Annotated in this window: 19 protein-coding genes; 6 read left to right on the top strand and 13 right to left on the bottom strand. The window is 74.6% G+C overall.

Annotation, left to right across the window (positions count from 1 at the left end; translation table 11 throughout):
- Nucleotides 1-28: 28 nt before the first annotated feature.
- Nucleotides 29-2,260: a diguanylate cyclase domain-containing protein gene (locus KRAD_RS12205; RefSeq protein WP_012085914.1), complete on the top strand. Its 2,232-nt coding sequence runs from the start codon at nt 29-31 to the stop codon at nt 2,258-2,260.
- 36 nt (nt 2,261-2,296) lie between these two features.
- On the opposite strand, the gene KRAD_RS12200 is transcribed toward KRAD_RS12205, so the two are convergent.
- The 3 genes from KRAD_RS12200 to KRAD_RS12190 form a co-directional block, all read right to left on the bottom strand.
- On the bottom strand, nt 2,297-3,031 hold the full coding sequence (locus KRAD_RS12200) for an SDR family oxidoreductase (RefSeq protein ID WP_012085913.1): 735 nt from the start codon (nt 3,029-3,031) through the stop codon (nt 2,297-2,299).
- An 87-nt stretch (nt 3,032-3,118) separates the two neighbouring features.
- Nucleotides 3,119-4,006, bottom strand: a complete 888-nt coding sequence (locus KRAD_RS12195; protein WP_012085912.1) for an AlkA N-terminal domain-containing protein — start codon at nt 4,004-4,006, stop codon at nt 3,119-3,121.
- Nucleotides 4,003-5,406, bottom strand: coding sequence for a DNA polymerase IV (locus KRAD_RS12190; RefSeq protein WP_203417560.1), 1,404 nt, complete (start codon nt 5,404-5,406; stop codon nt 4,003-4,005). The genes KRAD_RS12195 and KRAD_RS12190 overlap by 4 nt, the downstream gene beginning before the upstream one ends.
- A gap of 122 nt (nt 5,407-5,528) precedes the next feature.
- On the opposite strand from KRAD_RS12190, the gene KRAD_RS12185 reads away from it, so the two are divergent.
- Entirely contained in the window at nt 5,529-6,287 is a 759-nt protein-coding gene (locus tag KRAD_RS12185; RefSeq protein WP_012085910.1) for a sulfite exporter TauE/SafE family protein, read from the top strand.
- A gap of 27 nt (nt 6,288-6,314) precedes the next feature.
- Nucleotides 6,315-7,376 carry a winged helix DNA-binding domain-containing protein gene (locus tag KRAD_RS12180; RefSeq protein ID WP_012085909.1) on the top strand — a complete coding sequence of 354 codons (1,062 nt, stop codon included), beginning with the start codon at nt 6,315-6,317 and terminating at the stop codon, nt 7,374-7,376.
- 15 nt (nt 7,377-7,391) lie between these two features.
- Here KRAD_RS12180 and KRAD_RS12175 read toward each other — a convergent pair whose 3' ends face one another.
- The 3 genes from KRAD_RS12175 to KRAD_RS12165 form a co-directional block, all read right to left on the bottom strand.
- Complete coding sequence (locus KRAD_RS12175; RefSeq protein ID WP_012085908.1) at nt 7,392-8,150, bottom strand: MIP/aquaporin family protein; 759 nt, start codon at nt 8,148-8,150, stop codon at nt 7,392-7,394.
- 179 nt (nt 8,151-8,329) lie between these two features.
- Entirely contained in the window at nt 8,330-9,319 is a 990-nt protein-coding gene (locus KRAD_RS12170) for an LLM class flavin-dependent oxidoreductase (RefSeq protein WP_012085907.1), read from the bottom strand.
- A 108-nt stretch (nt 9,320-9,427) separates the two neighbouring features.
- On the bottom strand, nt 9,428-12,193 hold the full coding sequence (locus KRAD_RS12165) for a sensor domain-containing diguanylate cyclase (RefSeq protein WP_012085906.1): 2,766 nt from the start codon (nt 12,191-12,193) through the stop codon (nt 9,428-9,430).
- Between the two features lie 106 nt (nt 12,194-12,299).
- Here KRAD_RS12165 and KRAD_RS12160 point away from each other — a divergent pair, with 106 nt between their 5' ends.
- Nucleotides 12,300-13,118 carry a putative protein N(5)-glutamine methyltransferase gene (locus tag KRAD_RS12160; protein WP_012085905.1) on the top strand — a complete coding sequence of 273 codons (819 nt, stop codon included), beginning with the start codon at nt 12,300-12,302 and terminating at the stop codon, nt 13,116-13,118.
- A 7-nt stretch (nt 13,119-13,125) separates the two neighbouring features.
- Here the strand turns inward: KRAD_RS12160 and KRAD_RS12155 are convergent, their stop codons facing one another.
- Entirely contained in the window at nt 13,126-15,837 is a 2,712-nt protein-coding gene (locus KRAD_RS12155; protein ID WP_012085904.1) for a replicative DNA helicase, read from the bottom strand.
- A 370-nt stretch (nt 15,838-16,207) separates the two neighbouring features.
- On the opposite strand from KRAD_RS12155, the gene KRAD_RS12150 reads away from it, so the two are divergent.
- Both KRAD_RS12150 and KRAD_RS12145 read left to right on the top strand, forming a co-directional pair.
- On the top strand, nt 16,208-17,521 hold the full coding sequence (locus tag KRAD_RS12150; RefSeq protein ID WP_012085903.1) for an MATE family efflux transporter: 1,314 nt from the start codon (nt 16,208-16,210) through the stop codon (nt 17,519-17,521).
- A 216-nt stretch (nt 17,522-17,737) separates the two neighbouring features.
- On the top strand, nt 17,738-20,260 hold the full coding sequence (locus KRAD_RS12145) for an ATP-dependent Clp protease ATP-binding subunit (protein WP_012085902.1): 2,523 nt from the start codon (nt 17,738-17,740) through the stop codon (nt 20,258-20,260).
- A 78-nt stretch (nt 20,261-20,338) separates the two neighbouring features.
- Here KRAD_RS12145 and rplI read toward each other — a convergent pair whose 3' ends face one another.
- From rplI to KRAD_RS12115, 6 genes are all read right to left on the bottom strand, one after another.
- Nucleotides 20,339-20,791, bottom strand: coding sequence for a 50S ribosomal protein L9 (gene rplI, locus KRAD_RS12140; protein WP_012085901.1), 453 nt, complete (start codon nt 20,789-20,791; stop codon nt 20,339-20,341).
- Between the two features lie 14 nt (nt 20,792-20,805).
- On the bottom strand, nt 20,806-21,042 hold the full coding sequence (gene rpsR, locus KRAD_RS12135) for a 30S ribosomal protein S18 (RefSeq protein WP_012085900.1): 237 nt from the start codon (nt 21,040-21,042) through the stop codon (nt 20,806-20,808).
- A gap of 163 nt (nt 21,043-21,205) precedes the next feature.
- On the bottom strand, nt 21,206-21,802 hold the full coding sequence (locus tag KRAD_RS12130; protein ID WP_012085899.1) for a single-stranded DNA-binding protein: 597 nt from the start codon (nt 21,800-21,802) through the stop codon (nt 21,206-21,208).
- Nucleotides 21,802-22,098, bottom strand: coding sequence for a 30S ribosomal protein S6 (gene rpsF / locus KRAD_RS12125; RefSeq protein WP_012085898.1), 297 nt, complete (start codon nt 22,096-22,098; stop codon nt 21,802-21,804). Before rpsF ends, KRAD_RS12130 begins: the two co-directional genes overlap by 1 nt.
- A 211-nt stretch (nt 22,099-22,309) precedes the next feature.
- Nucleotides 22,310-23,722, bottom strand: a complete 1,413-nt coding sequence (locus tag KRAD_RS12120; RefSeq protein WP_012085897.1) for a glycosyltransferase 87 family protein — start codon at nt 23,720-23,722, stop codon at nt 22,310-22,312.
- A gap of 14 nt (nt 23,723-23,736) precedes the next feature.
- Nucleotides 23,737-26,031, bottom strand: a complete 2,295-nt coding sequence (locus KRAD_RS12115) for a transglycosylase domain-containing protein (RefSeq protein ID WP_012085896.1) — start codon at nt 26,029-26,031, stop codon at nt 23,737-23,739.
- Nucleotides 26,032-26,050: the final 19 nt, after the last annotated feature.

Genomic DNA, 26,050 nt, shown 5'->3' with positions numbered 1-26,050 from the left:
CCGACGGGACGGTTCAGGAGGAGTCAACGTGAGCAGCATCGACCGGGTCATCGCCGACGGCTCGGTGCACAGCGTCTTCCAACCGATCATCGACCTCGACAGCGGCGCCGTCGTCGCCTACGAGGCCCTGGCCCGCGGGCCGCAGGGACCGCTGGCCACCCCCGACGCCCTGTTCGGCGCCGCCCGCGAGGCCGGGCTGCTCGCCGAGCTGGACCAGGCGTGCCGCGCCGCGGCGTTCCGCGGCGCCGTCGAGCACGGCCTGCTCGCCCCGCTCACCGTCTTCGTCAACGTGGAGCCGGAGGTCCTCGACACCGCCCCCGTGGACGACCTCCTCGCCCTCGCCGCCGGGGCCCCGGGCGAGCTGCGGATCGTCCTGGAGATCACCGAGCGCGCGCTGGCGACCCGTCCCGCCGAGCTGCTGCGCACCGTCGACCGCGTCCGCGCCCTGGGCTGGGGCGTCGCCCTGGACGACGTCGGCGCCGACGCCGCTTCGCTGGCCTTCATGCCGCTGCTGCGTCCCGACGTGGTCAAGCTGGACCTCTCCCTCGTCCAGAAGCGCCCCTCCCCCGTGATCGCCGAGATCATGAACGCCGTCAACGACTACGCCGAGCGCACCGGGGCCCGGGTCCTGGCCGAAGGCATCGAGACCCCGCAGCACCTCACGATCGCCCGGGCGCTGGGCGCGCACCTGGGGCAGGGCTGGCTCTTCGCCCGCCCCGCCGCCGGCCCGGCCGAGCGGTTCCCGGTGGCGAGCCTGACCCTGCCCGACCCCGTCGCCGCCGGCGCGGTGGACCAGCCGTCCCCCTTCGACTGCCTGCCCGCCGGCACCCAGCTGCGCCGCTCCCCCAAGCGCCTGCTCGTGGAGCTCAGCAAGCAGCTGGAGCGCCAGGCGATGCGCCTGGGCGAGACCTGCGTGGTGGCCTCGACGTTCCAGGAGGCCCGCCACTTCACCCCCGCCACCGCCCAGCGCTACCGCGACCTCGTCGCCCGCACCGGGTTCGTGTGCGCCCTGGGCGAGGACCTGCCCCTGGAACCCGTCCCCGGGGTGCGCGGGGCCGCGCTGGCCGCCGACGACCCCATCCGCGGCGAGTGGGACGTGGTGGTCGTCAGCCCCCACTTCAGCGCCGCCCTGCTGGCGCGCGACCTCGGCGACGACGGTCCCGACATGGAGCGCACCTTCGAGTACGCCCTCACCTACCGCCGCCAGACGGTGGTCGCCGCCGCGCACAGCCTGCTCTCGCGCGTCGCGCCGGCCGTGGGTCCCGTCCCCGCCGCCGCACCCGCGGCGGCCCCGGCGAGCCCGCCGCCCGGCGCGCGACCCGCCGCCGTCGTGGCCCCCGCGGCCGGGGAACCCCTGCTGCAGCGCGCGCTGGCCGCCTCCACCAGCGGCATCACGATCGCCGACATGCGCCGCCCGGACCAGCCGCTGGTCTACGTGAACCGGGCCTTCGAGGAGCTCGCCGGCTACCGCTCCGAGGAGCTGCTGGGCCGCAACTGCCGCTTCCTGCAGGGGGCCGACACCGACCACGACGCGATCGGGCGCCTGCGCAGCGCCATCGCCGAGGGCCGCGAGGTCCGCGAGACGCTGCTGAACTACCGCGGCCCCGACCGCAGCGAGTGGTGGAACGAGATCTACATGGCGCCCGTCACCGACGAGGACGGCCGGCTGGTGCAGTACATCGGCGTCCAGAACGACGTCACCGCCCAGGTCGAGGCCGAGCGCGCCCTGATCCGGGAACGGGACCGGGCCCAGAGCTACCTGGCGCGCATCGAGGAGCTCGCCTACACCGACTCCCTCACCGGGCTCGTCAACCGCCGCCGCTTCGAGGAGCGCGTCGAGGTCGAGCTGTGGGAGGCCCGCGGCGGCGACAGCGCGCTCGCGGTGCTGTTCATGGACCTCGACGGCTTCAAGGCCGTCAACGACGAGCTGGGCCACGCCGCGGGCGACCAGCTGCTGGTGCAGGTCGCGGCGCGGCTCAAGGCCCGGCTGCGGCGCAGCGACCTCGCCGCCCGCCTCGGCGGCGACGAGTTCCTCGTCTCCCTGCAGGGGCTGGACCGCGCCAGCGCCCGCCGCGAGGCCGACCGCGTCGCCGAGCAGCTGCGGGCCGCGATCGCGGAGCCCTACGACATCGCCGGGCAGCCCGTGCGCGTCACCGTCAGCATCGGGGTCGCCACCTTCCCCGAGGACGACGCGGAGGACTTCCGCAGCCTGCTGCACCGCGCCGACGTGCGGATGTACGCCGCCAAGCACGGGCGCTGAACGAGCCGGTGGGGACCGTGGCGGGGGTGCGCGGGGTCAGCGCCCGCCGCTGACGTCCAGCGTCGTCCCCGTGACGTAGCTGGCGCCGTCGGAGAGCAGCCACACCACGGCCTCGGCGACCTCGGAGGGTTCCCCGCCGCGGCCCATGGGGACGCTGCGCTGCAACCGCTCCACGCGCTCCGGTTCCCCGGAACGGGCGTGGAAGTCGGTGCGGATCAACCCGGGCCGGACCCCCACGACGCGGATGCCGTCGGCGGCGACCTCCCGCGCCAGCCCCACGGTGAGCGCGTCGACGGCGGCCTTGGAGGCGGCGTAGTCGACGTACTCCCCCGCGCTGCCGAGGACGGCGGCGCGGGAGGACACGTTGACGATCGTCCCGCCCCCGCGCCCGGTCATCCGCCGCACGGCCTCGCGCGCGCACAGGAACGACCCGACGACGTTGACGTCGAGCACCCGCCGGATCCGGTCGGCCTCCATGTCCACCACCCGCGACTGGCGCGCGGCGATGCCGGCGTTGTTCACCAGCCCGGTGACCGGCCCGAGCTGCTCGGCGGCGGTGAACAGGCGCCGCACGTCGGCCTCCACGCAGACGTCGGCCTGCACCGCGACGCAGTCGGTGCCGAGGTCCGCGGCGCCGGCGGCGACGACGTCGGCGGCCTCGCGGTGGGTGGAGTAGCTGAAGCAGGTCCGGATCCCGCGGGCCGCCAGCGCCTGCACGACCGCCGCCCCGATGCCTCGGCTGCCCCCTGTGACCACCACGGTTCCGTCCACGAGCCGCACCGTAGTGGGTCCAGCGCCCGGGCCGGTCCCCACCGGCCGCGCGGCCCGCGCGCGTTCCCCGGTCCGCGCCCCCGGGGGTCAGGGGACGAAGACCGCCGCGGTCCACAGGTGCAGCAGCGCGTGGCCGCGCCAGGGCCGCCACGGCTCGGCGCGGGCCGCGGCCTCCTTCGGGCTCAGGCCCCCCAGCGCCCGGCGCAGCACGAGGTCGCCGGGCAGGAACGCGTCGCGGTCCCCCAGCACCCGCAGCGCCACGTAGTCCGCCGTCCAGGGGCCGATGCCCGGCAGCGCGAGGAGCCGGGCGCGCGCGGCGCCCGCCCGCTCCGGGTCCCCCGCCGCGGCGTCCAGGTCCAGCCCGCCGGCGAGGGCCGCGGCGAGGGCGTGCACGGTGCGGGCCCGGGCACCGGTGACGCCGGTGGCGGCGCGGATCGCCTCGGCGCCGGCGTCGGCCAGGACCGCCGCGGCCGGGAAGGCGGTCAGCGACGACGGCGCGGAGGACACGGGCGTCCCGAAGGCCGCGACGAGGCGCCCGCCGAAGGTGCGGGCCGCGGCGAGGGAGACCTGCTGGCCCAGGACGGTCAGGACCGCCGTCTCCACCCCCGCCACCGCCCGCGGCACCCGCAGCCCCGGGCGGGCCGCGACCAGCGGCGCCAGCAGCGGGTCGCGCGCCAGCCACGCCTCCGCCTCCGCGGGGTCGGCGTCCAGGCCCAGCCAGCGCCGCACGGTCCCCTCCACCTCGTCCAGCGCGGCGGCCGGGGCGTGCAGGACCACCTGCTCGCAGCCCGGGGAGGTGCCGAGGTCGACGCTCACCTCCACCGGCCCGGCCCCGGTCGGCACGACCCGCTCGTGGACGCCGTCGAGGTGGCGCTCGGCGCCGGGCAGGGCGTGGGCCCGCAGCCACCGGCGCAGCGGGTCCGCCGCCAGCTCCCCCCGGACGGCGAGGACGCGGCGCCCCGCGGGGGGCCTCACGCGTCCCCCGGCAGGTAGGCCGGCGGCCCGCACGCCGTGAGGTCGGGGTCGTCGTCGCGGAACGTGCGGACCCGCCCGGGCGGGGTGTGCGGCCCCTCGAACCGGACGGTGACGCGCCCGACGCCGGAACCCTGCACCCACCCCGGCCCGAACCCCGCGTGCACGACGTCCTGCCCCGGCCGCCACCCCGGGGACGCCGGCGGCCCGTAGGGGTGCGGCGAACCACCCTCCACCAGCCCCGCCGGCTCCTCGACGTCCTCCACCGGCGGGAGCGGGTCCTCGATCTCGGCCAGCAGGTCGATCTGGCTGTACTCCGACAGCCCCGACACCCCCACCCCCAGCAGCCGGACGCCGTCGGCGACGTCGACGCCGTCGAGCAGCTCCCCGGCGTGCAGGGCGACCTCCTTGGCCGAGCTCGTCGCGTGCGGCAGCGTCCGCGAGCGGTTGAGGGTGCTGAAGTCGTAGCGGCGGACCTTGATGGTGATGGTGCGCCCGGACAGCCCCGCCTTCCCCAGCCGCACCGCGACCCGGTCGGCCATCCGGCGGATCCGCTCGGTGAGGTCGGCGCGGTCGGTGAGGTCGGTGGAGAACGTCTCCTCCGCCGAGACCGACTTCGCCTCCCGCTCGGGGACCACCGGGCGCGGGTCGATCCCGCGGGCGAAGGCCAGCAGCCCGCTGCCGTGGGCCTTGCCCAGCATCCGCACCAGCTCCCCCTCGTCGGCCGCGGCGAGGTCGCCGATCGTCCGCAGCCCCGACCGCACCAGCCGGTCCCCGGTCACCGCCCCGACCCCGGGGATCCGGCGCACGCTCATCGGCGCCAGCAGCGCCTCCTGCTCCTGCGGCGGCACGACGACCAGGGCGTCGGGCTTGCGCAGGTCGGAGGCGATCTTGGCGACGAGCTTGCTGGCCCCGACCCCGACGGAGACCGTCAGGCCCGTCCGGGCCCGGACCTCGGCGCGGAAACCCTCCGCGATGCCGGTGACGCGCTCGACGTCGAGGTCGTCGTGGACCGCGGACAGGTCGACGAAGGCCTCGTCCAGCGACAGCGGCTCCACGAGCGGGGACAGGGTGTGCGCCAGGCCCATCACCTGCTCCGACACCGCCCGGTACGCCTCGAACCGCCCCGCCAGGTACGCCGCGTTCGGGCAGAGCCGGCGCGCGCGGGCCGTCGGCATCGCCGACCCGACCCCGAACACCCGCGCCTCGTAGCTCGCGGTGGCGACGACCCCGCGCCCGCCCGGGCCGCCGACCACGACGGGCTTGCCGCGCAGGGAGGGCTTGTCCCGCTGCTCGACGGCGGCGAAGAAGGCGTCGAGGTCGAGGTGCAGGACGCTCGGGCGGGTCGGGTCGGGGCGGCCCGCCCGCACCCGGGGGACCTCCGCCCCCACCTGCCCGCTCACCCCCCGAGTCTGCCCCGCGGCTCCGACACCGCCGCCCGGGCGGGTCGGTGGGCGGGTCGGTGGGCGGGTCGGTGGGCGGGTTGGTGGGCGAGTTGGTGGCCTCGGCTCAGTAAGCTCCGACGGTGCTGGACCTGTCGACGACGCAGTTGATCCCCCTCTACCTCGCGGCCCTGGTCATCGGGTTCGCCAAGACCTCGATCGGGGGCGCCGGGACCATCGCGGTCGCGGTCTTCGCCGCGGTCCTGCCCGCCAAGGAGTCGACGGGCATCATCCTGCCGCTGTTGATCCTCGGCGACGTGTTCGCCATCTCCTTCTACCGCCGCCACGCCGACTGGGGCCTGCTGCTGCGGTTGTTCCCCCACGTCGCCGTGGGCGTCGTCGCCGGGGCCGGGTTCGTCCACGTCGTCGACGACACCGTCATGCGCCGCTCCATCGGGGTCCTGCTCGTCCTGCTCGTCGTCATCCACCTGGCGCGCCAGCGGCAGCTGCGCCGGCGCGGGACCGCCCCCGCCCCCATGTCCCCGCGCAAGCGCCACCTCACCGCCATCGGCTTCGGGTTCCTCGCCGGGTTCGCCACCATGGTCGCCAACGCCGGCGGCGCCCCGATGTCGATCTACCTGTTCACCATGGGCCTGGGCGTGATGTCCTTCCTCGGCACCGGCGCCTGGTTCTTCTTCATCGTGAACTGCTTCAAGATCCCCTTCAGCGTCGGCCTCGGGCTGCTCAGCGCGGACTCCCTGCTGCTCGACCTCAAGCTCGTCCCCGGCGTCGTCGTGGGCGCGCTCATCGGCCTGTGGGTGGCGAAGCGGATCGACAAGGCGAAGTTCGAGAGCTGGGTCCTCGGCCTCACCGTCGTCTCCGGGCTGAACCTGTTGCGCTGAGGGGCGCGCCGCTGCCAGCGTGAGCGGGTGATCGAGGTCCCCGCCCGCGACGTGGGGTCGTGGCGGCTCGTCGCCCAGCGGGTCGTGCCCCCGCTCGGGTCCGCGCTCGCGGTCGTCCACCACCTCGCCGCGGTCCAGGCCCAGGACCTGCGCGCGGCGGCGACGGCCGTCGCGCTCCGCACCGCCGACGCCACGACGGCGGGCCTCGTCGCCGCGCTGGAGGCCGGCGAGGTCGTCCGGTCCTGGCCGATGCGCGGGACGCTGCACCTGATCGCCGCGGCCGACCTGGCCTGGGTCCTCGACCTCTGCGCGGGCCGGACGGTGACCGCGGCGCGGCGCCGGCGCGCCGAGCTGGGGATCTCCGACGCCGACCTCGACGCCGTCGACACCACCGCCCGGGAGTTCCTCAGCACCCGCGGGCGGGCGACGCGGGCGGAACTGCTCGCGGAGCTCGAGCGCACCGGCCAGCGCACCGCCGCCGGCCGCGGCTACCACCTGCTCGTGCACCTGTGCCTGACCGGGACGCTCTGCCAGGGCCCGCCGGCCGGGCGGGAGCAGGCCTTCGTGCTCACCGGGGACTGGATCGGGCCGCGGCGGGCACCGGAGGACCCGCTGGCGGAGTGGACCCGCCGCTACCTGCGCGGGCACGGGCCGGCCACGCCCGCGGACTTCGCGACCTGGACGAAGCTGCCGCTGGGGACGGCCCGGCGCGGGTTCGCCGCCGTCCGCGGGGAGTTCGCGGCGGTCGGGGTGGAGGGCGTGGAGCACCTCGTCCACCCCGAGGTCCCCGACCTCCTCGCCGCCCACCGCGCCGCGGTCCGCGGCCCGCACCTGCTGCCGGGTTTCGACGAGTTCCTGCTCGGCTACGGCGACCGTTCCGCCGTGCTGCCCCCCGAGCACGCCGGACGCGTCGTGCCCGGCGGCAACGGCGTCTTCCGCGGCACCGTCGTCGACGCGGGCACCGTCGTGGGCACGTGGACACGGGCCGGCGAGGAGGTCGTCCCGGAGGCGTTCACGACGTTCTCGCCGCGACAGGCGACGGCGCTGGCCGCGCGCGCGGGGTCGTTGCCGTCGGGACGGTGGGAGTGACCCCGGGCGCGGGGTTCAGTCGTCCTCGGGGGTCGGGGCCTGCGCGGGGGCCAGGAGCCGGTCGTAGACGACGGCCGCGAGGACCCCGCCCACGACGGGGGCCAGCAGGTACAGCCACAGCGCGTCCAGGTTCCCCGACACCACCGCCGGGCCGAACGCGCGGGCCGGGTTGACCGCACCGCCGGTGACGGGGGCGGCGATGAAGATGCACACCGCCAGCGCGGCGCCCACCGCCAGGGGGGCCGCCGCGGCGGGGACGCGGTCGTCGGTGGCCACGGAGATGACGACCAGGACCAGCACGAAGGTGATGAGGGCCTCGACGAAGAACGCGCGCCCGTCCGAGACGCCGGGGGCGGGCAGGGTGGTCGAGAGGTTCGCGACCTCGCGCCCGCGCCCGGTGTGCACGGCCCACGTCGCCAGCGAGGCCAGGACCGCCCCTACCAGCTGCGCCACCACGTACACCGGCACCGCGCGCCACGGGAACTTCCGGGTGACCGCCAGGCCGAGGGTGACGGCGGGGTTGAGGTGGCAGCCCGACACGTGCCCGAGGGCCGCGACGAGCGCGGTCAGCGCGAGGCCGAACGCGAGGACGATGGCCAGCAGGTCGTACACCGGCGGGTCGGTCGTCCCCGCACCCACCGCGACCGCGCCCCCGGCGAGGACGAGGACGAACGTCCCGAGCAGTTCCGCCGCCCCCGACCGGAGGAGGTTCTCCCCCGCCCGGCTGCCGTACAACCCGGTGGCGTGGGAACCGACTCCGGTGGGTGCGCTCATCGTGGGGGTCTCCTGGGTTCGACGGGGAGTGGCGGCACGCGCAGCGCCCCGGACGACGCGCGTCGTCCGGGGCGCTGGGCTGCACCGTCTTGCGGCGTGCGAGGCGGTGCAGCCGCCTCACCGTCGATGGTGGCACCGATCACGATCTCCGCTACTCGGGGCGGGGACCGCGGTCGGGGTCAGGCGGCGACGGTCTCCATCGCCTCGGCCAGCAGGGTCACCGACCGCAACCGCGCGGGGGTGCTGAGGGCCTGGTGGGCCACGATGAGCTCGTCGGCGCCGGTGGAGGCGGCGAACTCGTCGAGGTAGGTGCGGACCTCGCGCGGGGTGCCGACGGCGGAGTACGCCTGCATCTGCCGCACGTGCTGCCCCGCGGCGGTCTCCATGAGGATGTCGACCTCGGCCTCGGTGAACGTGCGCCCGCGCCCGAACAGCGACGTCGCGAACCGGCGCTGCACCTGCCCGAACGCCTCACGGGCCGTGTCGGTCGTGTCGGCGGCGACGACGTTCACCCCCACGATGACGTGGGGTTCGGCGAGCTGCTCGGAGGGGCGGAACTCCGCGCGGTACGCGGCGACGGCCGCCCCGAGCTGCTGCGGGGCGAAGTGCGAGGCGAAGGCGTAGGGCAGGCCGAGGGCGGCGGCCAGGTGCGCGCCGAACGTCGAGGAACCCAGCACGTACAGCGGGACCTTCGACCCGGAACCGGGCACGGCGTCGACGCCGGGCACGCGGGACCGCCCGGCGAAGTAGGCGCGCAGCTCCGCGACGTCCTCGGGGAACTGCGCCGAGGCGGCCGGGTCGCGCCGCAGCGCGTACGTCGTGGCCTCGTCCGAACCCGGCGCGCGGCCCAGGCCGAGGTCGATGCGCCCGGGGTACATCGCCTCCAAAGTGCCGAACTGCTCGGCGATGGACAGCGGGGAGTGGTTGGGCAGCATGACCCCGCCCGCCCCGAGCCGGATGGTGCTCGTCTTCGCCCCCACGTGGGCGATGAGCACCGCCGGCGCCGAGGACGCGATCGTCGCCATGTTGTGGTGCTCGGCGTACCAGACCCGCCGGTAGCCGTGCTCCTCCGCGGTCCGCGCGAGCGCGACGCTGGCGGCGATGCTGTCGCCCGCGGACTCCCCCGGGGCGATGGGGGCGAGGTCCAGGATCGAGAGGGCGAGCGACATGGAGCGACCTTTCCGGCGGGGGTGTGACCGTCCTGGACAACCCGGCCCGCGGCCCCCGGATTCCCGGCCACCCCCGCGGCGGGCCGCGGGACCCGTCCCCGCCGGGCGCTACCGGGAGGCGAGGACCCCCGCCGCGACCGGGTCCCCGGCGGCCAGCGCGAGCGCCGGCCAGCCCCGCCCGCAGCGGTCCCCGGCACCGTCGTCGTGGGTGCGGACGCGGTTCTTCCCGGCGCGCTTGGCCTCGTACATGGCGGTGTCGGCGTGGGCCAGCGCCTGGTCCACCGCGGCCCCCGCCCCGTCCCCGGCCGCGCACCCGCCGGCCAGGTGGGCCCCGACGCTGACGCCGACGCCGAAGGCGCCGGCGGCGAGGACCACCGGCTCGCGCAGGGAACCCAGCAGCCGTTCGGCGATGGCCCGCAGGTCCGCGGGCCCGGCGAGGTCGGGGCAGACGACGGCGAACTCGTCCCCGCCCAGGCGCGCCAGGGTGTCCCCCGGGCGCAGGCATCCGCCGAAGCGGGCCGCGACCTCGCGCAGCAGCTCGTCGCCGGCGGCGTGCCCGGCGGAGTCGTTGACCGCCTTGAACCCGTCCAGGTCGCAGAACAGCACCCCCACCCCCGCCCCGCTGCGCCCGGCCGCGGCCAGGGCGTGCTCGAGGCGGTCGTGCAGCAGGGTGCGGTTGGGCAACCCCGTCAGCCCGTCGTGCAACGCCTGGTGACGCAGCGCCAGCTCGGCGGCCTTGCGGGCGGTGACGTCCTCGATGAGGCACAGCAGCTGCGGCCCGGCGTCGTCGGCGCCGGGCACCCCCGCCAGCGGCGCGGTCGCGGCCGTCATCGCGGTGACCGTCATCAGACCCCACCGGACGGTGCCGTCGGCGTGCCGGTAGCGCTGCTCCACCTGCCCGTGGGTGAGCTCGCCCAGCAGGAAGGGGGCGAAGCCCAGGAGGCTGTCGACGCGCTCCTCGGGGTCGACGAGGTCGTGCACGTCGCGGCCCAGCAGCTCGGGGACGCTCAGGCCGGTGAACTCGCACAACGTGGTGTTGACCTGCAGGATCCGCGCGGCGTCCTCCTCCCCAAGCCCCACGATGACCATCCCGACCGGGGCGGTGTCGAAGGCGAGGCGGAAGCGCTGCTCGGACTCGGCCAGGCGCTGCCGGTCCGCGCGCTTGGCGGTGACGTCCTGCACGTGGGTGACCGTGTACAGCGGCCGCCCGCCGGCGTCGTGGACGAGAGAGATGTCCACCTCGCCCCAGACGGTGCGGCCGTCGGCGCGCACGTAGCGCTCCTCGAAGTGCGCGCTGGGCGTGCGGCCCTCCACGACCTCCCGCACCCGCCGCTGGGAGGTGGGCAGGTCCTCGGGGTGGGTGACGTCGGCGGAGGTCAGGTGCTGCAGCGCCTCGGCGGAGTGGCCGAGCATCGCGCAGGCGGCGGGGTTGGCGCTGAGGAACCGGCCCGCGTGCTCCCCGCTCAGGGCGGTGAGCAGCACCCCGGTGGGGGCGTGGGTGAAGGCGAGGCCGAAGCGCTGCTCGGCCTCGCGCAGCGCCGCCTCCGCGCGCAGGCGCTCGGAGATGTCGCGGGCGGCGATGGAGGCGCCGACGACGGCGCCGGCGGCGTCGAGCACGGGCGAGACGGTGATCGAGACCTCGACGGCGCTGCCGTCGCGGTGGCGCCCGACGACGTCGCGGGCCGCGACCCCGTCGACGGCCTCGCCGGCGGCGGCGCGGGCCAGCCAGGCGCCCAGCTGCTGCACCTCGCCGCTCGCGGCGATGAGGTCCAGCCCCGCGCCGGTGACCTGGGCGGCGTCGTAGCCGTACAGCTGCTCCGCGGCCGCGTTCCACGACGTGATGCGCCCGGCGGTGTCCACGGAGACGATCGCGTCGCGGGCGCCGGCGACGATCCCGGCCAGCGACCGGGCCTGCTGCTCCAGCCGCCGCCGGTCGGTGACGTCGCGGATCGCGGCGTAGACCTTGCGCTGCCCGCCGGCCTCGACGGGGGTGATGCTCAGCTCCACGACCAGCTCGGTCCCGTCGCGACGCCGGGCGGGGACCTCCACGGTGCTGCTGAGCTCGCGGGCGCCGGTGCGCAGGAACCGCTCGAAGCCGCCCGTGTGGGCCGCGGCCATCGCCGGCGGCACGATCGTCTCGACCAGGCCGCGGCCGAGGGCCTCGGCCTGCGACCAGCCGAACATCGCCTCGGCGGCGGCGTTCCAGGAGGTGATGCGCTGGTTCTCGTCGACGGCCAGGAAGGCGTCGCTGGTCGCGGCCAGCACCAGCCGCAGCTCGGCGTCGCTCGCGCTGAGGCGCTGAGCCTGGAGGGCGTGCTGGTGCGCCTCCGCGGCGTAGCGCTCGGCGAGCAGGGCCTTGCGGCGGCGCTCGAAGAGGGCCACCACGACCCGGGCCAGCCCCGCCAGCGCGTCCAGCTGGGCCGCGGAGAGCTCCCCGGGCACGGTGTCGAACACGCACAGGCTGCCCACGGCGTGCCCGCGCGGGGTGATCAGGGGCGCGGAGGCGTACAGCCGCACCCGACCCAGCCGGCCGTCCACCCACGGGTTGGTGCGGTAGCGCGGGTCGACGCTGGCGTCGGGGAGGTGCACGACCTCGCCGTCGGTGAAGTGCAGCGCGCACATCGAGTCCTCGCGCGCGGAGTCGGTGCCCTCGAAACCGACGGTCGCGAGCTGGCACTGGCGGTGCTCGTCGATGAGGTTCAGCGTCGCGTGGGGCACCCCGGCGACCATCGCCGCGGCGCGCACGACGTCGTCCAGCTCGGCGTCCGCGGGGGCGCCGAGCACGTCGTACTCGCGCAGCGCCGTGAGCCGCTGGACCTCGGCCGGGTTCCCGTTCCGCTCCGGGCAGTGGATCGAGGGCGGCGGGGGTGTCACTGCGGCGAGATCGGCAGGGGCGCCCCGGACCTTGAGGGCGCCCCCGCCCGGACCGCCCGGGCGCGCTGCGGGGTGGTCGGGGCCCCGGCGCTGCCAGACTGGCGCGGTGGGCGCGGGCACCGGGGAGGACACCGGCGGGGACGCCGCGACGACCGCCGGGGTGGTCGCCACCCGCCTGCGGGCGGCGGGGTGCGTCTTCGCGGAGCGGGAGGCCGAGCTGCTGCTGGCCGCTCCCGGCGACCTCGCCGACCTCCTCGCCCGCCGGGTCGCCGGCGAGCGCCTCGAGGACGTCCTCGGCTGGGCGGAGTTCGCCGGCCGCCGCTACGCCGTCGCCCCCGGCGTCTTCGTCCCCCGCCACCGCAGCGCGTTCCTCGTCGACCTCGTCGCGGCGCGCGCCCGGGCCGGCGACGTCGTGCTGGACCTGGGCTGCGGCACCGGCGCCCTCGTCGGCGCGGTGCGCGAGCGGGTACCGGGGCTGGTCGTGCACGCCGCCGACGTCGATCCCGCCGCCGTCGCCTGCGCCCGCCGCAACCTGCCGGGCGCCGCCGTCCACGAGGGCGACCTGTTCGCCGCGCTCCCGCCGACGCTGCGCGGCCGCCTCGATGTGGTGATCGCGAACGTCCCCTACGTGCCGACCGCGCAGATCGCGCACCTGCCGGCGGAGATGCGCGAGCACGAGGACCGGCGCACCCTCGACGGCGGCGGCGACGGCCTCGACGTCCTGCGCCGGGTCCTCGGCGGGGCCGGCGACTGGTTGTCCGCGCGCGGGCGGGTGTTCGTCGAGCTCGACGAGGACCAGACCGGGCCCGCCGCCGACGTCGCCGCCCGCTGCGGGCTGGACGCGCGGGTGGAGACCAGGACCGACGGCGACCCCGACGACTGGGACGCCGAGACGGGGCACGTGCTCGTGCTGGCCCGTCCCTGACCCGCCGTCAGGTCGCCATGTCGACGAAGCGCGAGTAGTGCCCCTGGAACGCGACGGTGATGGTGTCCGTGGGGCCGTTGCGGTGCTTCGCGACGATGAAGTCCGCCTCCCCCGCCCGCGGGGACTCCTTCTCGTACATGTCCTCGCGGTGGAGCAGGATCACCATGTCGGCGTCCTGTTCGATGGAGTTGTGGACGGCGATGCCGTCGGCGACGAAGTTGTGGCCGCCGAGCACGGTCGCGTCGTAGACCTGCTCCTCGCCGTCGGGCTCGATGGCGACGACCTCGTCCCACAGGACGTCGTTCACCGCCAGCACGTCCAGCTCGGCGCTGTCGAGGACCTGGGCCACGCGCCCCAGCCGTTCCCGCGACGGCGCGTGCTTCCACAGCGAGCTCCCTCCGAAGGACGTGCCCATCGCGGCGGCGAACTCGCGGTGCGTCATCTCCTTCTCGACGAGCAGGCGGCGGACGTCGTCCCACACCTGGCGCGGCACGGTGTCGACGTTGGTGTTCGCCGACACGTCGCGGATGACCTCCAGCAACCGGTCGGCCGTGGCCCCGCGGGCGCCGTGCACACCGATCTCCTGGAGGAAGCGGCGCTGGTCGTCTACTCCCGAGACGTCCAGCGTGTAGCCGGGGCGGTGGTCGCCCTTCGGAGTGGTGGTGCGGACCCGGGTCGAGATGCCGAAGCGCAGGAGCAACCGGGAGACGTCCTGGATCAGCTGGAGGCTGGTGGAGGCGTAGTAGATCCGGCCGCCGCGGCTCTGCCGGGTCAGGGTGACGCTGCCGTCCGTCGCCCACAGGTGGCGCAGGAACAACGCGATCTGGCGCTTGGGGAGGTGGAAGACCTCCTGGGGCACGAACTTCTCGTAGCTGCGCAGACCGAACAGCCCCAGCTCGTCGAGCCACGCGGCCAGCGGGTTCCGGCGCCCGTGGGTCAGGCGGTAGGGCGCGGGCAGGCGCAGGGTGGTGCACCGCGCGGCGGCGTACTCGTCGCGGACGGCGACGATGGAGAACGCGTTGGCGGCGGCCTCGGTGACGGCGGACAGGTTCGCCTCGTCCACGCTGGCGTAGCGCAGGGGCTGGCGCTTCACGAACGACCCGTCGCCGATGAGGTGGCCCAGCAGCAGCACCTGGTCGTCGGTCCAGCTCGCCACGCGCTCCGGGGCCGGGACGTGGCGGGGGACGGCGAGGCGGTCGGCCACGGAGAGCTCGCCCAGCGGCTTCCACCCGTCGTAGGTCAAGAAGGGGTGGTTCGCGGTCGCCCGGACCGTCTTGCCCGAGGCCGTCCGCAGCCGGAACACCGGCTTCACCCCGGTCGGGAACACGCGGGTCAGGTGGCGACGGACGTAGCGCAGCGACTCGTCCAGCGACCAGACGGGCACGTCACGGGCCTGGAGGGCGAACAGCTCCCCCATCGTGGTCTCCGCACCGGTGTCGGCCCGCAGCACGCGGGTCCCGGCGGTGAGGCAGCCCGATTCGCGCAGGTCGCTGACCATGGGCCGCTTGTCCGTGCGCTGCTCGGGACCGCGGTTCAGCTGCGAGAGCGCGATGACCGGGACCTCGATCTCCTTCGCCAGCAGCTTCAGGGCGCGGGAGAACTCCGAGACCTCCTGCTGGCGGCTCTCGACGCGCTTGCCCGACGTCATGAGCTGGAGGTAATCGACGATGACGAGCTTCAGGTCGGCGCGCTGCTTCAGCCGCCGGCACTTGGAGCGGATCTCCATCAGCGACATGTTCGGGGAGTCGTCGATGTAGAGCGGCGCCTCGTTGATGGCGCCCATGGTGCGCGCGAAGCGCGTCCAGTCCGCGTCGTCCATGTTGCCCTTGCGCATCTTCTGCAGGGGCACGCGCGCTTCGGCGGAGAGCAGGCGCATCGCGATCTCGTTGCGCCCCATCTCCAGGGAGAAGATCACCGACGCGAGACCGTGCTTGATGGACGCGGCGCGCGCGATGTCTAGTCCCAGGGTGCTTTTCCCCACAGCCGGCCTCGCCGCGATGACGATCATCTGCCCGGGGTGCAGGCCGTTGGTGAGGCTGTCGAGGTCGGCGAAGCCGGTGGGGACCCCGACCATGCCCTCCCCGCGGTGGGAGCTGGCCTCGATCTCGTCGATGGTGCCCTCGATGACGTCGCCGAGGACGGCGTAGTCCTCCTTGGTGCGGGTCTCGGTGACGGCGTAGACCTCGGCCTGGGCGGAGTTGACGATGGCGTCGACGTCCATGCCGTCGGCGCCGTAGCCCATCTGCACGATGCGGGTGCCGGCTTCGACGAGGCGGCGCAGGACGGCGCGCTCGCGGACGATGCGGGCGTAGAAGGCGGCGTTGGCCGCGGTGGGGACGGTGGAGATGAGGTCGTGCAGGTAGGGGGTGCCGCCGATGCGGGTGAGCTCGCCCTTGTTGGTGAGCTCCGCGGAGACGGTGACCGGGTCGGCGGGTTCGCCGCGGGAGTAGAGGTCGAGGATCGCCTCGTAGACGAGCTCGTGGGCGGGGCGGTAGAAGTCGTTGCCCTTGAGGACCTCGACGACGTCGGCGATGGCGTCCTTGGACAGCATCATCCCGCCGAGGACGCCCTGCTCGGCGGCGATGTCCTGGGGGGGCATGCGGTCGAAGGAGGCACCGCCGCCGTCCGCGCCGCGGTCCTTGCGGCCGCCGCGCCGGCCCCGGGAGGGCCCGTCGTCGGGGGCGTCGAAGTCAGCGGGGGGTTCGTCGTACGCCGTCACTGCGCTGCCACCACCACGTCGTCGCCCCCATCCCCGCGCGCGTCCTCCCGACGACCGCTGACCGCAGTCCTACGGCACGGCTCCGACACGAACTGCGACACGCTCCGAGCACACTGACCGACGTCGTGGCGGCAGGTCAAACCGCCCTGTGCACAGGCTGGTGGACAGCCTGTGGATGAGGTGGGGACGGTTGTGCACAGGGGGTGGACAAGGTTGTGGACAACTAGGTGCAGAGCAGTGGACAACGTCGGATCCGGCTCTCTGACCTGCGACGATGCTGTCCACGGCGTGTGGAGACGAAAACATCCGTTCGGGTGAGGGGAAGTCCGGCTTGTTGCAGTTCGGTAACGCTCTGTCAAGGAGGCTCAAGGTGACGCCTCGTGACGCCGAGATCCTGCGGTTGGCCGTCCCCGCGCTGGGCGCCCTCGTGGCGGAGCCCCTCTTCCTGCTCGCCGACTCCGCGATCGTCGGCCGCCTGGGCACCCTCCCGCTGGCCGGCCTGGGCATCGCCGGGGCGGTGCTGACCACCGCGGTGAGCGTCTTCGTCTTCCTCGCCTACGGCACCACCGCGAGCGTCGCCCGCCACCTCGGCGCCGGCGACGTGCGGGGCGCGCTGAGCCGGGGCGTGGACGGGATGTGGCTCGCCCTGGGCCTCGGGGTCGTCACCGCCGTCCTCACCCGGTCGCTGTCGGGCCCGCTCGTGGACGTCCTGGGGGTCTCCGCCGCCGCGCGCCCCCACGCCCTCGCCTACCTGCACTGGAGCCTCCTCGGCCTGCCCGGGATGCTCGTCGTCCTGGCCGCCACGGGTGTCCTGCGCGGGCTGCAGGACACCCGGACCCCGCTGGTCGTGGCCGGTGCGGGCGCGGCCCTCAACGTGGTCCTGAACCTGCTGCTCGTCCACGGGGCGGGGTGGGGCGTGGCCGGGTCGGCGGTCGGGACGGCGACGACCCAGGTGCTGATGGCCCTCGCCCTGGCCGTCGTCGTGGCCCGCGGCGTCCGCGCGACCGGGGCGCGGGTGCGGCCGCACCCGCTGGGGGTCCTGCGCAACGCCCTGGACGGGCTCCCGCTGCTCGTGCGCACGGTCACGCTGCGCGCCGCGGCGCTGCTGACGACGTTCGTGGCCGCCGCCCAGGGCGACGCGGGGATCGCCGCGCACCAGGTGGCGAACGCGGTGTGGACGACGACGGCCCTGGCCCTGGACGCCCTCGCGATCGCGGCCCAGGCGCTGGTGGGCCGGGCGCTGGGGGCCGCCGACGTCGCGGGGGTCCGGTCCACGATCCGGCGGATGACGCAGTGGGGGGTGGGGGTGGGCGTGCTGCTGGGGGTCGTGCTGGTCGTGACGAGCCCGGTCGTGGCGGGGTTCTTCGCCCCCGAGCCGGAGGTCCGCCGCCACCTCGTGGCCGCGCTGGTCGTGCTGGGGGTCTGCCTCCCGGCGGCGGGGTGGGTGTTCGTCCTGGACGGGGTGCTCATCGGGGCGGGCGACGGGCGCTACCTGGCCCGCGCGGGCGTGGTCACCCTCGCCTGCTACGTCCCGGCGGCGCTGGCGGTGCTGTGGCTGGTGCCGCCCGGGCGGGCCGGGCTGGTGTGGCTGTGGGTGGCCTTCGCGGGCGTCTACACCCTGGCCCGGCTGGTGACGCTGGTGCGGCGCGAGCGCGGCGGGGCGTGGATGGTCACCGGGGCGTGAGGGGCGTGAGCGGCCCTCGAGCGGCCCCTCCGCGCGGCCGGGGCGGGCGGGGTGCGCCCACCCGGGCGGCCGCGCCGGCCTGGGGTGGTGACGCGGGGTGACGACGCCCACAGCGAACTCGGGCCCCGAGGGGTTGCCGATGCCCCGGGGCGGACGCATGCTCGACACGCGCCCTCAGGTCGACAGGCCGCTGAGAGCCGAACCGAGGAGACGTTGATGTTCGAGAGGTTCACCGACCGCGCCCGACGGGTCGTCGTCCTGGCCCAAGAAGAGGCCCGGATGCTCAACCACAACTACATCGGGACCGAGCACATCCTGCTCGGCCTGATCCACGAGGGCGAAGGCGTCGCCGCCAAGGCCCTCGAGTCGCTGGGCATCTCCCTGGACGCCGTCCGCGAGCAGGTCCAGGAGATCATCGGGCAGGGCCAGCAGGCCCCGTCCGGTCACATCCCCTTCACCCCCCGGGCCAAGAAGGTCCTGGAGCTGTCCCTGCGCGAAGCGCTGCAGCTGGGGCACAACTACATCGGCACCGAGCACATCCTGCTCGGGCTGATCCGCGAGGGCGAGGGCGTCGCCGCGCAGGTCCTGGTCAAGCTGGGCGCGGACCTCAACCGCGTCCGCCAGCAGGTCATCACCCTCCTCTCGGGTCACGAGGGGAAGGAACCGACCACCGCGGCGGGTGGCGAGTCCCAGCGCGAGGGGACGCCCGCGGGGTCCCTCGTGCTCGACCAGTTCGGCCGCAACCTGACCCAGGCGGCCCGCGAGGGCAAGCTGGACCCGGTCATCGGGCGCGAGCAGCAGATCGAGCGGGTCATGCAGGTGCTGTCGCGGCGCACCAAGAACAACCCGATGCTCATCGGCGAGGCCGGGGTCGGGAAGACGGCCGTGGTGGAGGGCCTGGCCCAGGAGATCGTCCGGGGGCAGGTCCCCGAGACCCTGCGCGACAAGCAGATCTACACCCTGGACCTCGGGGCCCTGGTCGCGGGTTCGCGCTACCGCGGCGACTTCGAGGAGCGCCTCAAGAAGGTCCTGAAGGAGATCCGCACCCGCGGGGACATCGTCCTGTTCATCGACGAGATCCACACCCTCGTCGGGGCCGGTGCCGCCGAGGGCGCGATCGACGCGGCCAGCATCCTCAAGCCGATGCTGGCCCGTGGTGAGCTGCAGACGGTGGGCGCCACCACGCTGGACGAGTTCAAGAAGTACATCGAGAAGGACCCGGCACTGGAGCGCCGCTTCCAGCCGATCCAGGTGCCCGAGCCGAGCCTCCCCCACGCCATCGAGATCCTCAAGGGCCTGCGGGACCGCTACGAGGCCCACCACCGGGTGACCATCACCGACGGGGCGCTCGTCGCCGCCGCGACCATGGCCGACCGCTACATCAACGACCGCTACCTGCCGGACAAGGCGATCGACCTGATCGACGAGGCCGGGGCCCGGTTGCGGATCCGCCGCATGACCGCACCGCCGGACCTGCGCGAGTTCGACGAGCGCATCGCCGACGTGCGCCGGGAGAAGGAGTCCGCGATCGACGCGCAGGACTTCGAGAAGGCCGCCTCCCTGCGCGACAAGGAGAAGACCGTCACCGCCCAGCGCGCCACCCGGGAGAAGGAGTGGCGCTCGGGGGGTCTCGACATCGTGGCGGAGGTGGACGAGGAGCTGATCGCGGAGGTCCTCGCCGTCTCCACCGGCATCCCCGTGGTCCGGCTGACTGAGGAGGAGTCCACCCGCCTCCTCAACATGGAAGCCGAGCTGCACAAGCGCGTCATCGGCCAGAACGACGCCATCAAGGCCCTCTCCCAGGCCATCCGCCGCACCCGCGCGGGGTTGAAGGACCCCAAGCGTCCCGGTGGGTCGTTCATCTTCGCCGGCCCCACCGGGGTGGGGAAGACCGAGCTGGCCAAGGCGCTGGCGGAGTTCCTCTTCGGTGAGGAGGACGCCCTCATCCAGCTGGACATGAGCGAGTTCTCCGAGAAGCACACCGTCTCGCGCCTGTTCGGCTCCCCTCCCGGCTACGTGGGCTACGAGGAGGGCGGTCAGTTGACGGAGAAGGTCCGCCGCAAGCCGTTCAGCGTGGTCCTCTTCGACGAGGTGGAGAAGGCGCACCCGGACATCTTCAACTCGCTGCTGCAGATCCTGGAGGACGGTCGCCTGACCGACTCCCAGGGCCGGATGGTCGACTTCAAGAACACCGTCATCATCATGACGACGAACCTCGGCACCCGGGACATCTCCAAGGCCACGGGTCTCGGCTTCGCGGCCGGTTCCCAGACGAAGCAGACGAACTACGACCGGATGAAGTCGAAGGTCAACGAGGAGCTCAAGCAGCACTTCCGGCCCGAGTTCCTCAACCGCGTCGACGACACCGTCGTCTTCCCGCAGCTGACGCAGGAGGAGATCGTCCAGATCGTCGACCTCATGCTGGCCAACGTCGAGGCCCGGCTGAAGGACCGCGACATGGGCATCGAGCTCACGCCGTCGGCGAAGGTCCTGCTGGCGACGAAGGGCTACGACCCGGTCCTGGGGGCGCGTCCGTTGCGGCGCACCATCCAGCGCGACATCGAGGACGTCCTGTCCGAGAAGATCCTCTTCGGGGACTTCCGCGCCGGGCAGATCATCTCGATCGGCACCGAGGGCGAGGGCAAGGAGCAGGTGTTCACCTACACCGGGCACGCCCGTCCCACCGACGACGACCTCCCGGTGACCGTCGCGGTCGGGGACGTCCCCGCCGAGGACTGACCCCTCCGGGGTCGTCCGGGAACGACGGAGGCCGGCCGCGCTGCTGCGCGACCGGCCTCTGTCGTACGGGCGCCTCGATCAGGCGGTGGCCTCGACGACGTCGATGGTCACCGTGGCGGAGACGTCGGGGTGCAGGCGGACGAGCGCCTTGTGCGTGCCGGTCGTCTTGATCGGCTGCAGGATCTCGACCTTGCGCTTGTCCACCGTGGGACCGCCGGCGGCGGACACGGCGAGCGCGACGTCGGCCGGGGTCACGGCGCCGAACAGGCGGCCCCCGCGGCCGGCGCGAGCGGCGAACGCCACCGTGCGAGCCTCGAGGGACTGCTTGACGGCCTTGGCCTCGTCGAGGCTGGCGATCGCACGGGCCTTGCGGGCCTTGCTGATCGTCTCGACCTGCTTCTCGCCACCCTTGGTCCACGGGGTGGCCAGGTTGCGGGGCAGCAGGAAGTTGCGGCCGTAGCCGTCCTTGACCTCGACGACGTCGCCGGGGGTCCCGAGGCCGGAGACCTCGTGGGTGAGGATGAGCTTCATCTCGTTCCCCCTCCTCAGCGGGCGGAGCTGCTGTAGGGCAGCAGCGCCATCTCGCGAGCGTTCTTGATCGCCTTGGCGATCTGACGCTGCTCCTGGACGGACACACCGGTCACCCGACGCGCGCGGATCTTGCCGCGGTCGGAGATGAACTTGCGCAGCAGCGCAGTGTCCTTGTAGTCGACCGCCTCGATCTTGGCGGCCTTGAGCGGGTTCTGCTTCTTCTTGGGCTTGCGCACGGGCACCTTGGCCATCGTGGTGCTCCCCTCTCGTGAGAGCCCGGGGTGCTACCCCGGGATGACGTCATGTGTGCGACCCGGCGGGACGCGACGTGGTCGCGGTGGCCGGATCGGTGAGGCGCGGAACCCCGGGGACTCGCCCCGCGGTGCCGGTCTCGTGGAGTGCTGCGGTCGCCGACTAGAACGGCGGGTCGTCGTTGGACGCGCCGCCCCAGCCCCCGCCGCCGGCGTTGCCGCCGGACGGGCCGGTGGCCCAGGGGTCGTCCTGCGGCTGCGGAGCGCTGCCGCCGGGGTTCCCGCCCCAGCCGCCGCCGGAGCCGCTGCCGCCGGCGTTGCCGCCGGCGGAACCGCCCCCGGAGAAACCGCCGCCACCGCCGCCGCCGAAGCCGCCGCCCCCACCGCCGCTACCGCGGGAGGTCTTGTTGACCTTCGCGGTGGCGTAGCGCAGCGAGGGGCCGACCTCGTCGACCTGCATCTCGATGACGGTGCGCTTCTCGCCTTCCTTCGTGTCGAAGGTGCGCGACTGCAACCGACCGGTGACCACGACCCGCGTGCCGCGCGTGAGGGACTCGGCGACGTTCTCCGCCGCCTCGCGCCAGATCGCGCAGCGCATGAACAACGTCTCGCCGTCCTTCCACTCGTTCGACTGGCGGTCGAACGTGCGGGGCGTCGAGGCGACCGTGAAGTTGGCCACCGCGGCACCCGACGGGGTGAAGCGCAGTTCGGGGTCGTTGGTGAGGTTCCCGATCAGCGTGACGACGGTTTCACCCGCCATCAGGCAGCCTCGGCTCGCAGCAGCTTGGTGCGCAGCACACCCTCGTTGAGGTTGAGCTGGCGGTCGAGCTCCTGCGCGACGGCGGGCTCGGTGTTGAGCTCGATCACCGCGTAGATGCCTTCGGACTTCTTCTTGATGTCGTACGCGAGCCGGCGGCGGCCCCAGATGTCGACCTTGCCGACCTCGCCACCGCCCTGGCGGACCACGTTGAGGAAGCGGTCGAGGGACGGGGCGACCGTCCGCTCTTCCAGCTCCGCGTCGAGGATCACCATGAGCTCGTACTGACGCGCGCTCATTCCCCACCTCCTTCGGTCTCAGGCGGCCACGGTCTCTCCGTGGCAGGAGGGTCTCGGTGCGTGTCGTCCCGCCCGGCTCACGTGCTGCGAGCGGACGGGGAACCACAGAAGTCTACCGGCCCCCGGGCGCCCACTGTGCCGCGCGGGCGCCGGGCGCGGGTCCGGCCGTCCACAGACCCCGCCGCCGGGGCCCCTGTGCACGCCCGGGCGGTCAGCCGATCCGCACGACGAGGGCGTCGGGGGCCCCGTCGAAGTCACCGCCCGCGGGGTCATCCAGCCCGGGGGTGGAGCGGACCGCGTCGCGGCGGGGGGCGCGCGCCTCGCGCACCACGCAGACCACCAGCCAGGCCACCGCGGCCAGGCGCAGCAGCAGGAAGAGCGCGTACAGCTCCGGCGGCAGCGCCCGGTCGGTGTTGGTCTGCCCCGCGATGTAGAGCCAGACGGCCCCGTAGTACGCCGCCTCCGCGGCCCACCACAGCACCTGGTCGCGCCAGCGCGGGACCGCGAGCACGGCCAGCGGCAGCAGCCACAGCGACGCCTGCGGGGGGAAGGCCACCCCCAGCGCGCAGCAGCCCGCCACGAGCAGGAACGCGACCTGCGGCAGCCGGGGCCGGCGCGGGGCCCACAGCGCGAAGACCCCGACGAGGGCCGTCCACGCGATCCAGGCGCCGACGCTCAGCACGACCACCGCGGTGCCGGGCAGCCCCGAGGTGCCCTCCGCGCCGACGGCCTGCTGGGCCAGCTGCGGCAGGACCCACGGCGACCCGTACCCGGCGCGCTGCTCGAAGAAGGCGCTGAGGTAGGCGGACCAGGCCCCGGGGCGGGTCAGGGCGAGGGGCAGGTCCACCGCGAGCCAGGCCAGCACCGCGGCCAGCACCGTCGTCGCGGCCGCGCGGTGGCGGCCGGTGCGCACCGCGAGCAGCGCGATGGCGAGCAGGACCAGCACGGGGTAGGTGCGGGCCGCGACGGCCAGGCCCAGCAGGACCCCCGCCGCGACCGGGCGCCTGCGGGCCCAGCAGGCCGTCCCGGCGGTGGCCAGGGCGACCCCGGCCAGGTCGAGGGAGAGCAGGCCGGAGAGGGCGAGGACGGGGCTGACCGCGACGAGCAGGACGTCCCAGCCGCGCCCGCGGCCGGTGGTGGCCCAGACCGAGACGGTGACGACGAGCGCCGCGAGCAGCAGCAGCACCGAGGACACGTCGAAGTAGGTCCGCTGGGCCGCGACGGTCACCTCGTGCGGGGCGAGCCGGGCGAGCAGCCAGGCCAGCGCCGCGGTCACCGGCGGCTGGTTCAGCGCGACGCCGTCGTCGTAGGGGCCGAGCCCGTTCGCCAGGCCGGAGGAGGTGAAGACGACCGGCAGGTCGGAGTAGCAGGCGTGGACGAACTGGTCGGGGGTGTTCCAGCCCTGCGCCCGGCAGTGGTGGCGGGTGGCCACCCCCACCGCGATCGCGGCGGAGGTGAGGAACACCGCCACCGGCAGCGCGCGCGCCCACCAGGGGCCGTCGCCGCCCAGGCGCCGCCCGGCGGGGCCGCCGAGGACCTCGCTGCCCGCGCGGGCGAGGGGGTCCACGGCCGTCGGCGGGACCGAGGGGGCGCCGGGCGGCGCGGGGCTCGAGGGCTCGCTCACCCCGTCAGCTTCCCCTACCCGGCGGCCGCCGCGCTCGGGGCCGCGGCGCTCGGGACCGCCGCACCGGCCCGCGCGCCGCCCGCCGCGGCTTGCTCGGCGGCCTGCTCGCCGGGGTCGCCGTCCCCGGCGGCGCCGCCGGTCGGGGCCGGGCTGCTGCTGGAGGCGCTGGCGGAGCTCGACGCGCTCGACGACGGGCTCGCCGGCGTGCCCGTGGGGGTGCCGGTGGGGTCCCCGCTCGGGGAGTCGGTGGGGGTGCCGGTGGGGCTCTCGGTCGCGGTCGGGGACGACGTCGCGGTGGAGGTCGACGAGGACGTCGAGCTCGGCCGGGAGGTGGAGCGCGACGTGGCCGTGCTCGTGGAGCCCTTGGCCACGCCGACGTTCGCGCGGGCCGGGAAGTCCTCCTCCTCGACCCCGTCGAGGGCGGCGCGCATGAACGCCGTCCAGATCCGCACCGGGTAGGAGCCGCCGGTGACCTCCCCGCGGCCCAGCTTCAGGGACACGTTGCTCTTGCCGTCGGGGCTGGTCTGGAACAGGGCCACCGACGCGGCGAGGTTGGGGGTGAACCCCGCGAACCACGCCGACATGTTGCCGTTGGAGGTGCCCGTCTTGCCGGCCGCGGGGCGGCTGAGGCGCTTGGCGTAGGCGCCGGTGCCGGACTGCACGACCTGCTGCATGGCGTAGGTGGCGTCGGCGGCCACGTCGGGGGCGATGGCCTGGGTCGTCGTGGGCGAGGCCGTGTAGGTCCGGGTGCCGGCGGAGTCGTCGATGCTGGCGATGGTGTGCCACGGGGTGCGGGTGCCCTGCGCGGCGAAGGTGGCGTAGGCCTGGGTGACGTCGATGGGGTGCGGGGAGGCCGTGCCCAGCACGTTGGAGATGGTGGTGTCCTTGTCCGCCAGGCCCGCGGTCTCCTGCGGGTACCCCATCCGGATCGCGACGTCGCGGGTCTTCTCGGGCGTGACCTCGTCGTTGAGCTGCCCGTAGACGGTGTTGACCGAGTGCTCGGTCGCGGTGACGAGGTCGATGCGCCCGAACTGCTCGTCGCCGAAGTTCCTCGCCGGCCAGTCGTCGATGGTGCGCGGGCTGGAGCCGTTGAACGTCGTCCGCAGCGAGATGCCCTGCTCCAGCGCCGCGACCAGGGTGAAGGGCTTGAACGTCGACCCCGCCTGCGCCGTGGCCTGGGTGGCGTCGTTGAACTGGCTCTTCTCGTAGTCCGCCCCGCCGTACATCGCGGTGACCCCGCCGGTCCGGGGGTCGATCGCGGTCAGCGCGACGTGGAAACCCTCGGGGCGCTCGGCGGGGAGCTGGTCGGCGACGGCCTCCTCGGCCGCGGCCTGGGCCTTCGCGTCGAACGTCGTGGTGATCTTCAGGCCGCCGCGGTCGATGTCCTCCTCGGACAGCCCCACGGTCTTCGACAGCTCGTTCTTCACCGTCTTGAGCAGGTACCCCTTGGTGCCCGACCACTGGTTGTCCTGCTGCGGCTCGATCGTGTCGGGCAGCCCCGCGGCGGCGCGGTCGGCCGGGGAGAGCCAGCCCTCGGTGACCATCCCGTCGAGGACGTAGTCCACGCGCTCCCGCGCGGCCGCGGCCTGGGTCTCGCCCTTGCGGGGGTCGTAGTTGCCCGGGCCCTTGAGCAGCGCGGCCAGCAGCGCCCCCTGGGACACGTTCAGCTGGGCGGAGTCGATCCCGAAGTAGGCCTGCGACGCGGCCTGGATGCCGTAGGCGCCCCGGCCGAAGTAGACGGTGTTGAGGTAGTTCTCCAGCGTCTCGTCCTTCGTCTGCTGCTGGTCGAGCTTCAGCGAGATGAAGAACTCCTTGGCCTTGCGCGTGTACGACTGCTCGGCGGAGAGGTAGTAGTTCTTGACGTACTGCTGGGTGAGGGTGGAGCCGCCCTGGCTGGTGCCGTCGCTGACGTTGCTCCACAGGGCCCGGGCGATGCCGGTGGGCGAGACGCCGCGGTTCTCGTAGTAGCTGCGGTCCTCCGCGGCCAGCACGGCCTTCTGGACGGGGTCCGGCACCTGGGCCAGGGGCACGTTCTCCCGGTTGACCGAGGCGAACCGGCCCAGCTCGGTGGTGCCGTCGGCGTAGTAGACCGTGCTGATCTGGGCGTCGGCGAGCTCGTTGGGGTCGGGGACCTTCACCAGCGCGTAGGCCGCGGTGAACCCGCCGGCGGCGAGCGCCAGACCGGCGACGAGCAGCCCGAGGAGCCAGCCGAGGACGCGGCGGCGCCGGGGGCGGCGCGCGGGTCGGGCCGGGGGCCGGCCCGCGCTGCGGCGGGTCGGCGGGGTGGGGGCGGGACGTCGTGCGGCCACGTCTGTCTGGTCCTCCGGC

It is taken from the genome of Kineococcus radiotolerans SRS30216 = ATCC BAA-149, assembly GCF_000017305.1.
GTDB lineage: Bacteria > Actinomycetota > Actinomycetes > Actinomycetales > Kineococcaceae > Kineococcus > Kineococcus radiotolerans.
The sequence above is the reverse complement of the archived record's forward strand: the minus strand, read 5'-3'. Positions and strand labels throughout refer to the sequence as shown.

Bases quoted from the DNA above. Each gene is read 5' to 3' on its own strand.
- KRAD_RS12175 (WP_012085908.1), bottom strand. From the start codon at position 8,150: ATGAGCGCACCCACCGGAGTCGGTTCCCACGCCACCGGGTTGTACGGC.
- KRAD_RS12170 (WP_012085907.1), bottom strand. From the start codon at position 9,319: ATGTCGCTCGCCCTCTCGATCCTGGACCTCGCCCCCATCGCCCCGGGG.
- KRAD_RS12145 (WP_012085902.1), top strand. From the start codon at position 17,738: ATGTTCGAGAGGTTCACCGACCGCGCCCGACGGGTCGTCGTCCTGGCC.
- rplI (WP_012085901.1), bottom strand. From the start codon at position 20,791: ATGAAGCTCATCCTCACCCACGAGGTCTCCGGCCTCGGGACCCCCGGC.
- rpsR (WP_012085900.1), bottom strand. From the start codon at position 21,042: ATGGCCAAGGTGCCCGTGCGCAAGCCCAAGAAGAAGCAGAACCCGCTC.
- KRAD_RS12130 (WP_012085899.1), bottom strand. From the start codon at position 21,802: ATGGCGGGTGAAACCGTCGTCACGCTGATCGGGAACCTCACCAACGAC.
- rpsF (WP_012085898.1), bottom strand. From the start codon at position 22,098: ATGAGCGCGCGTCAGTACGAGCTCATGGTGATCCTCGACGCGGAGCTG.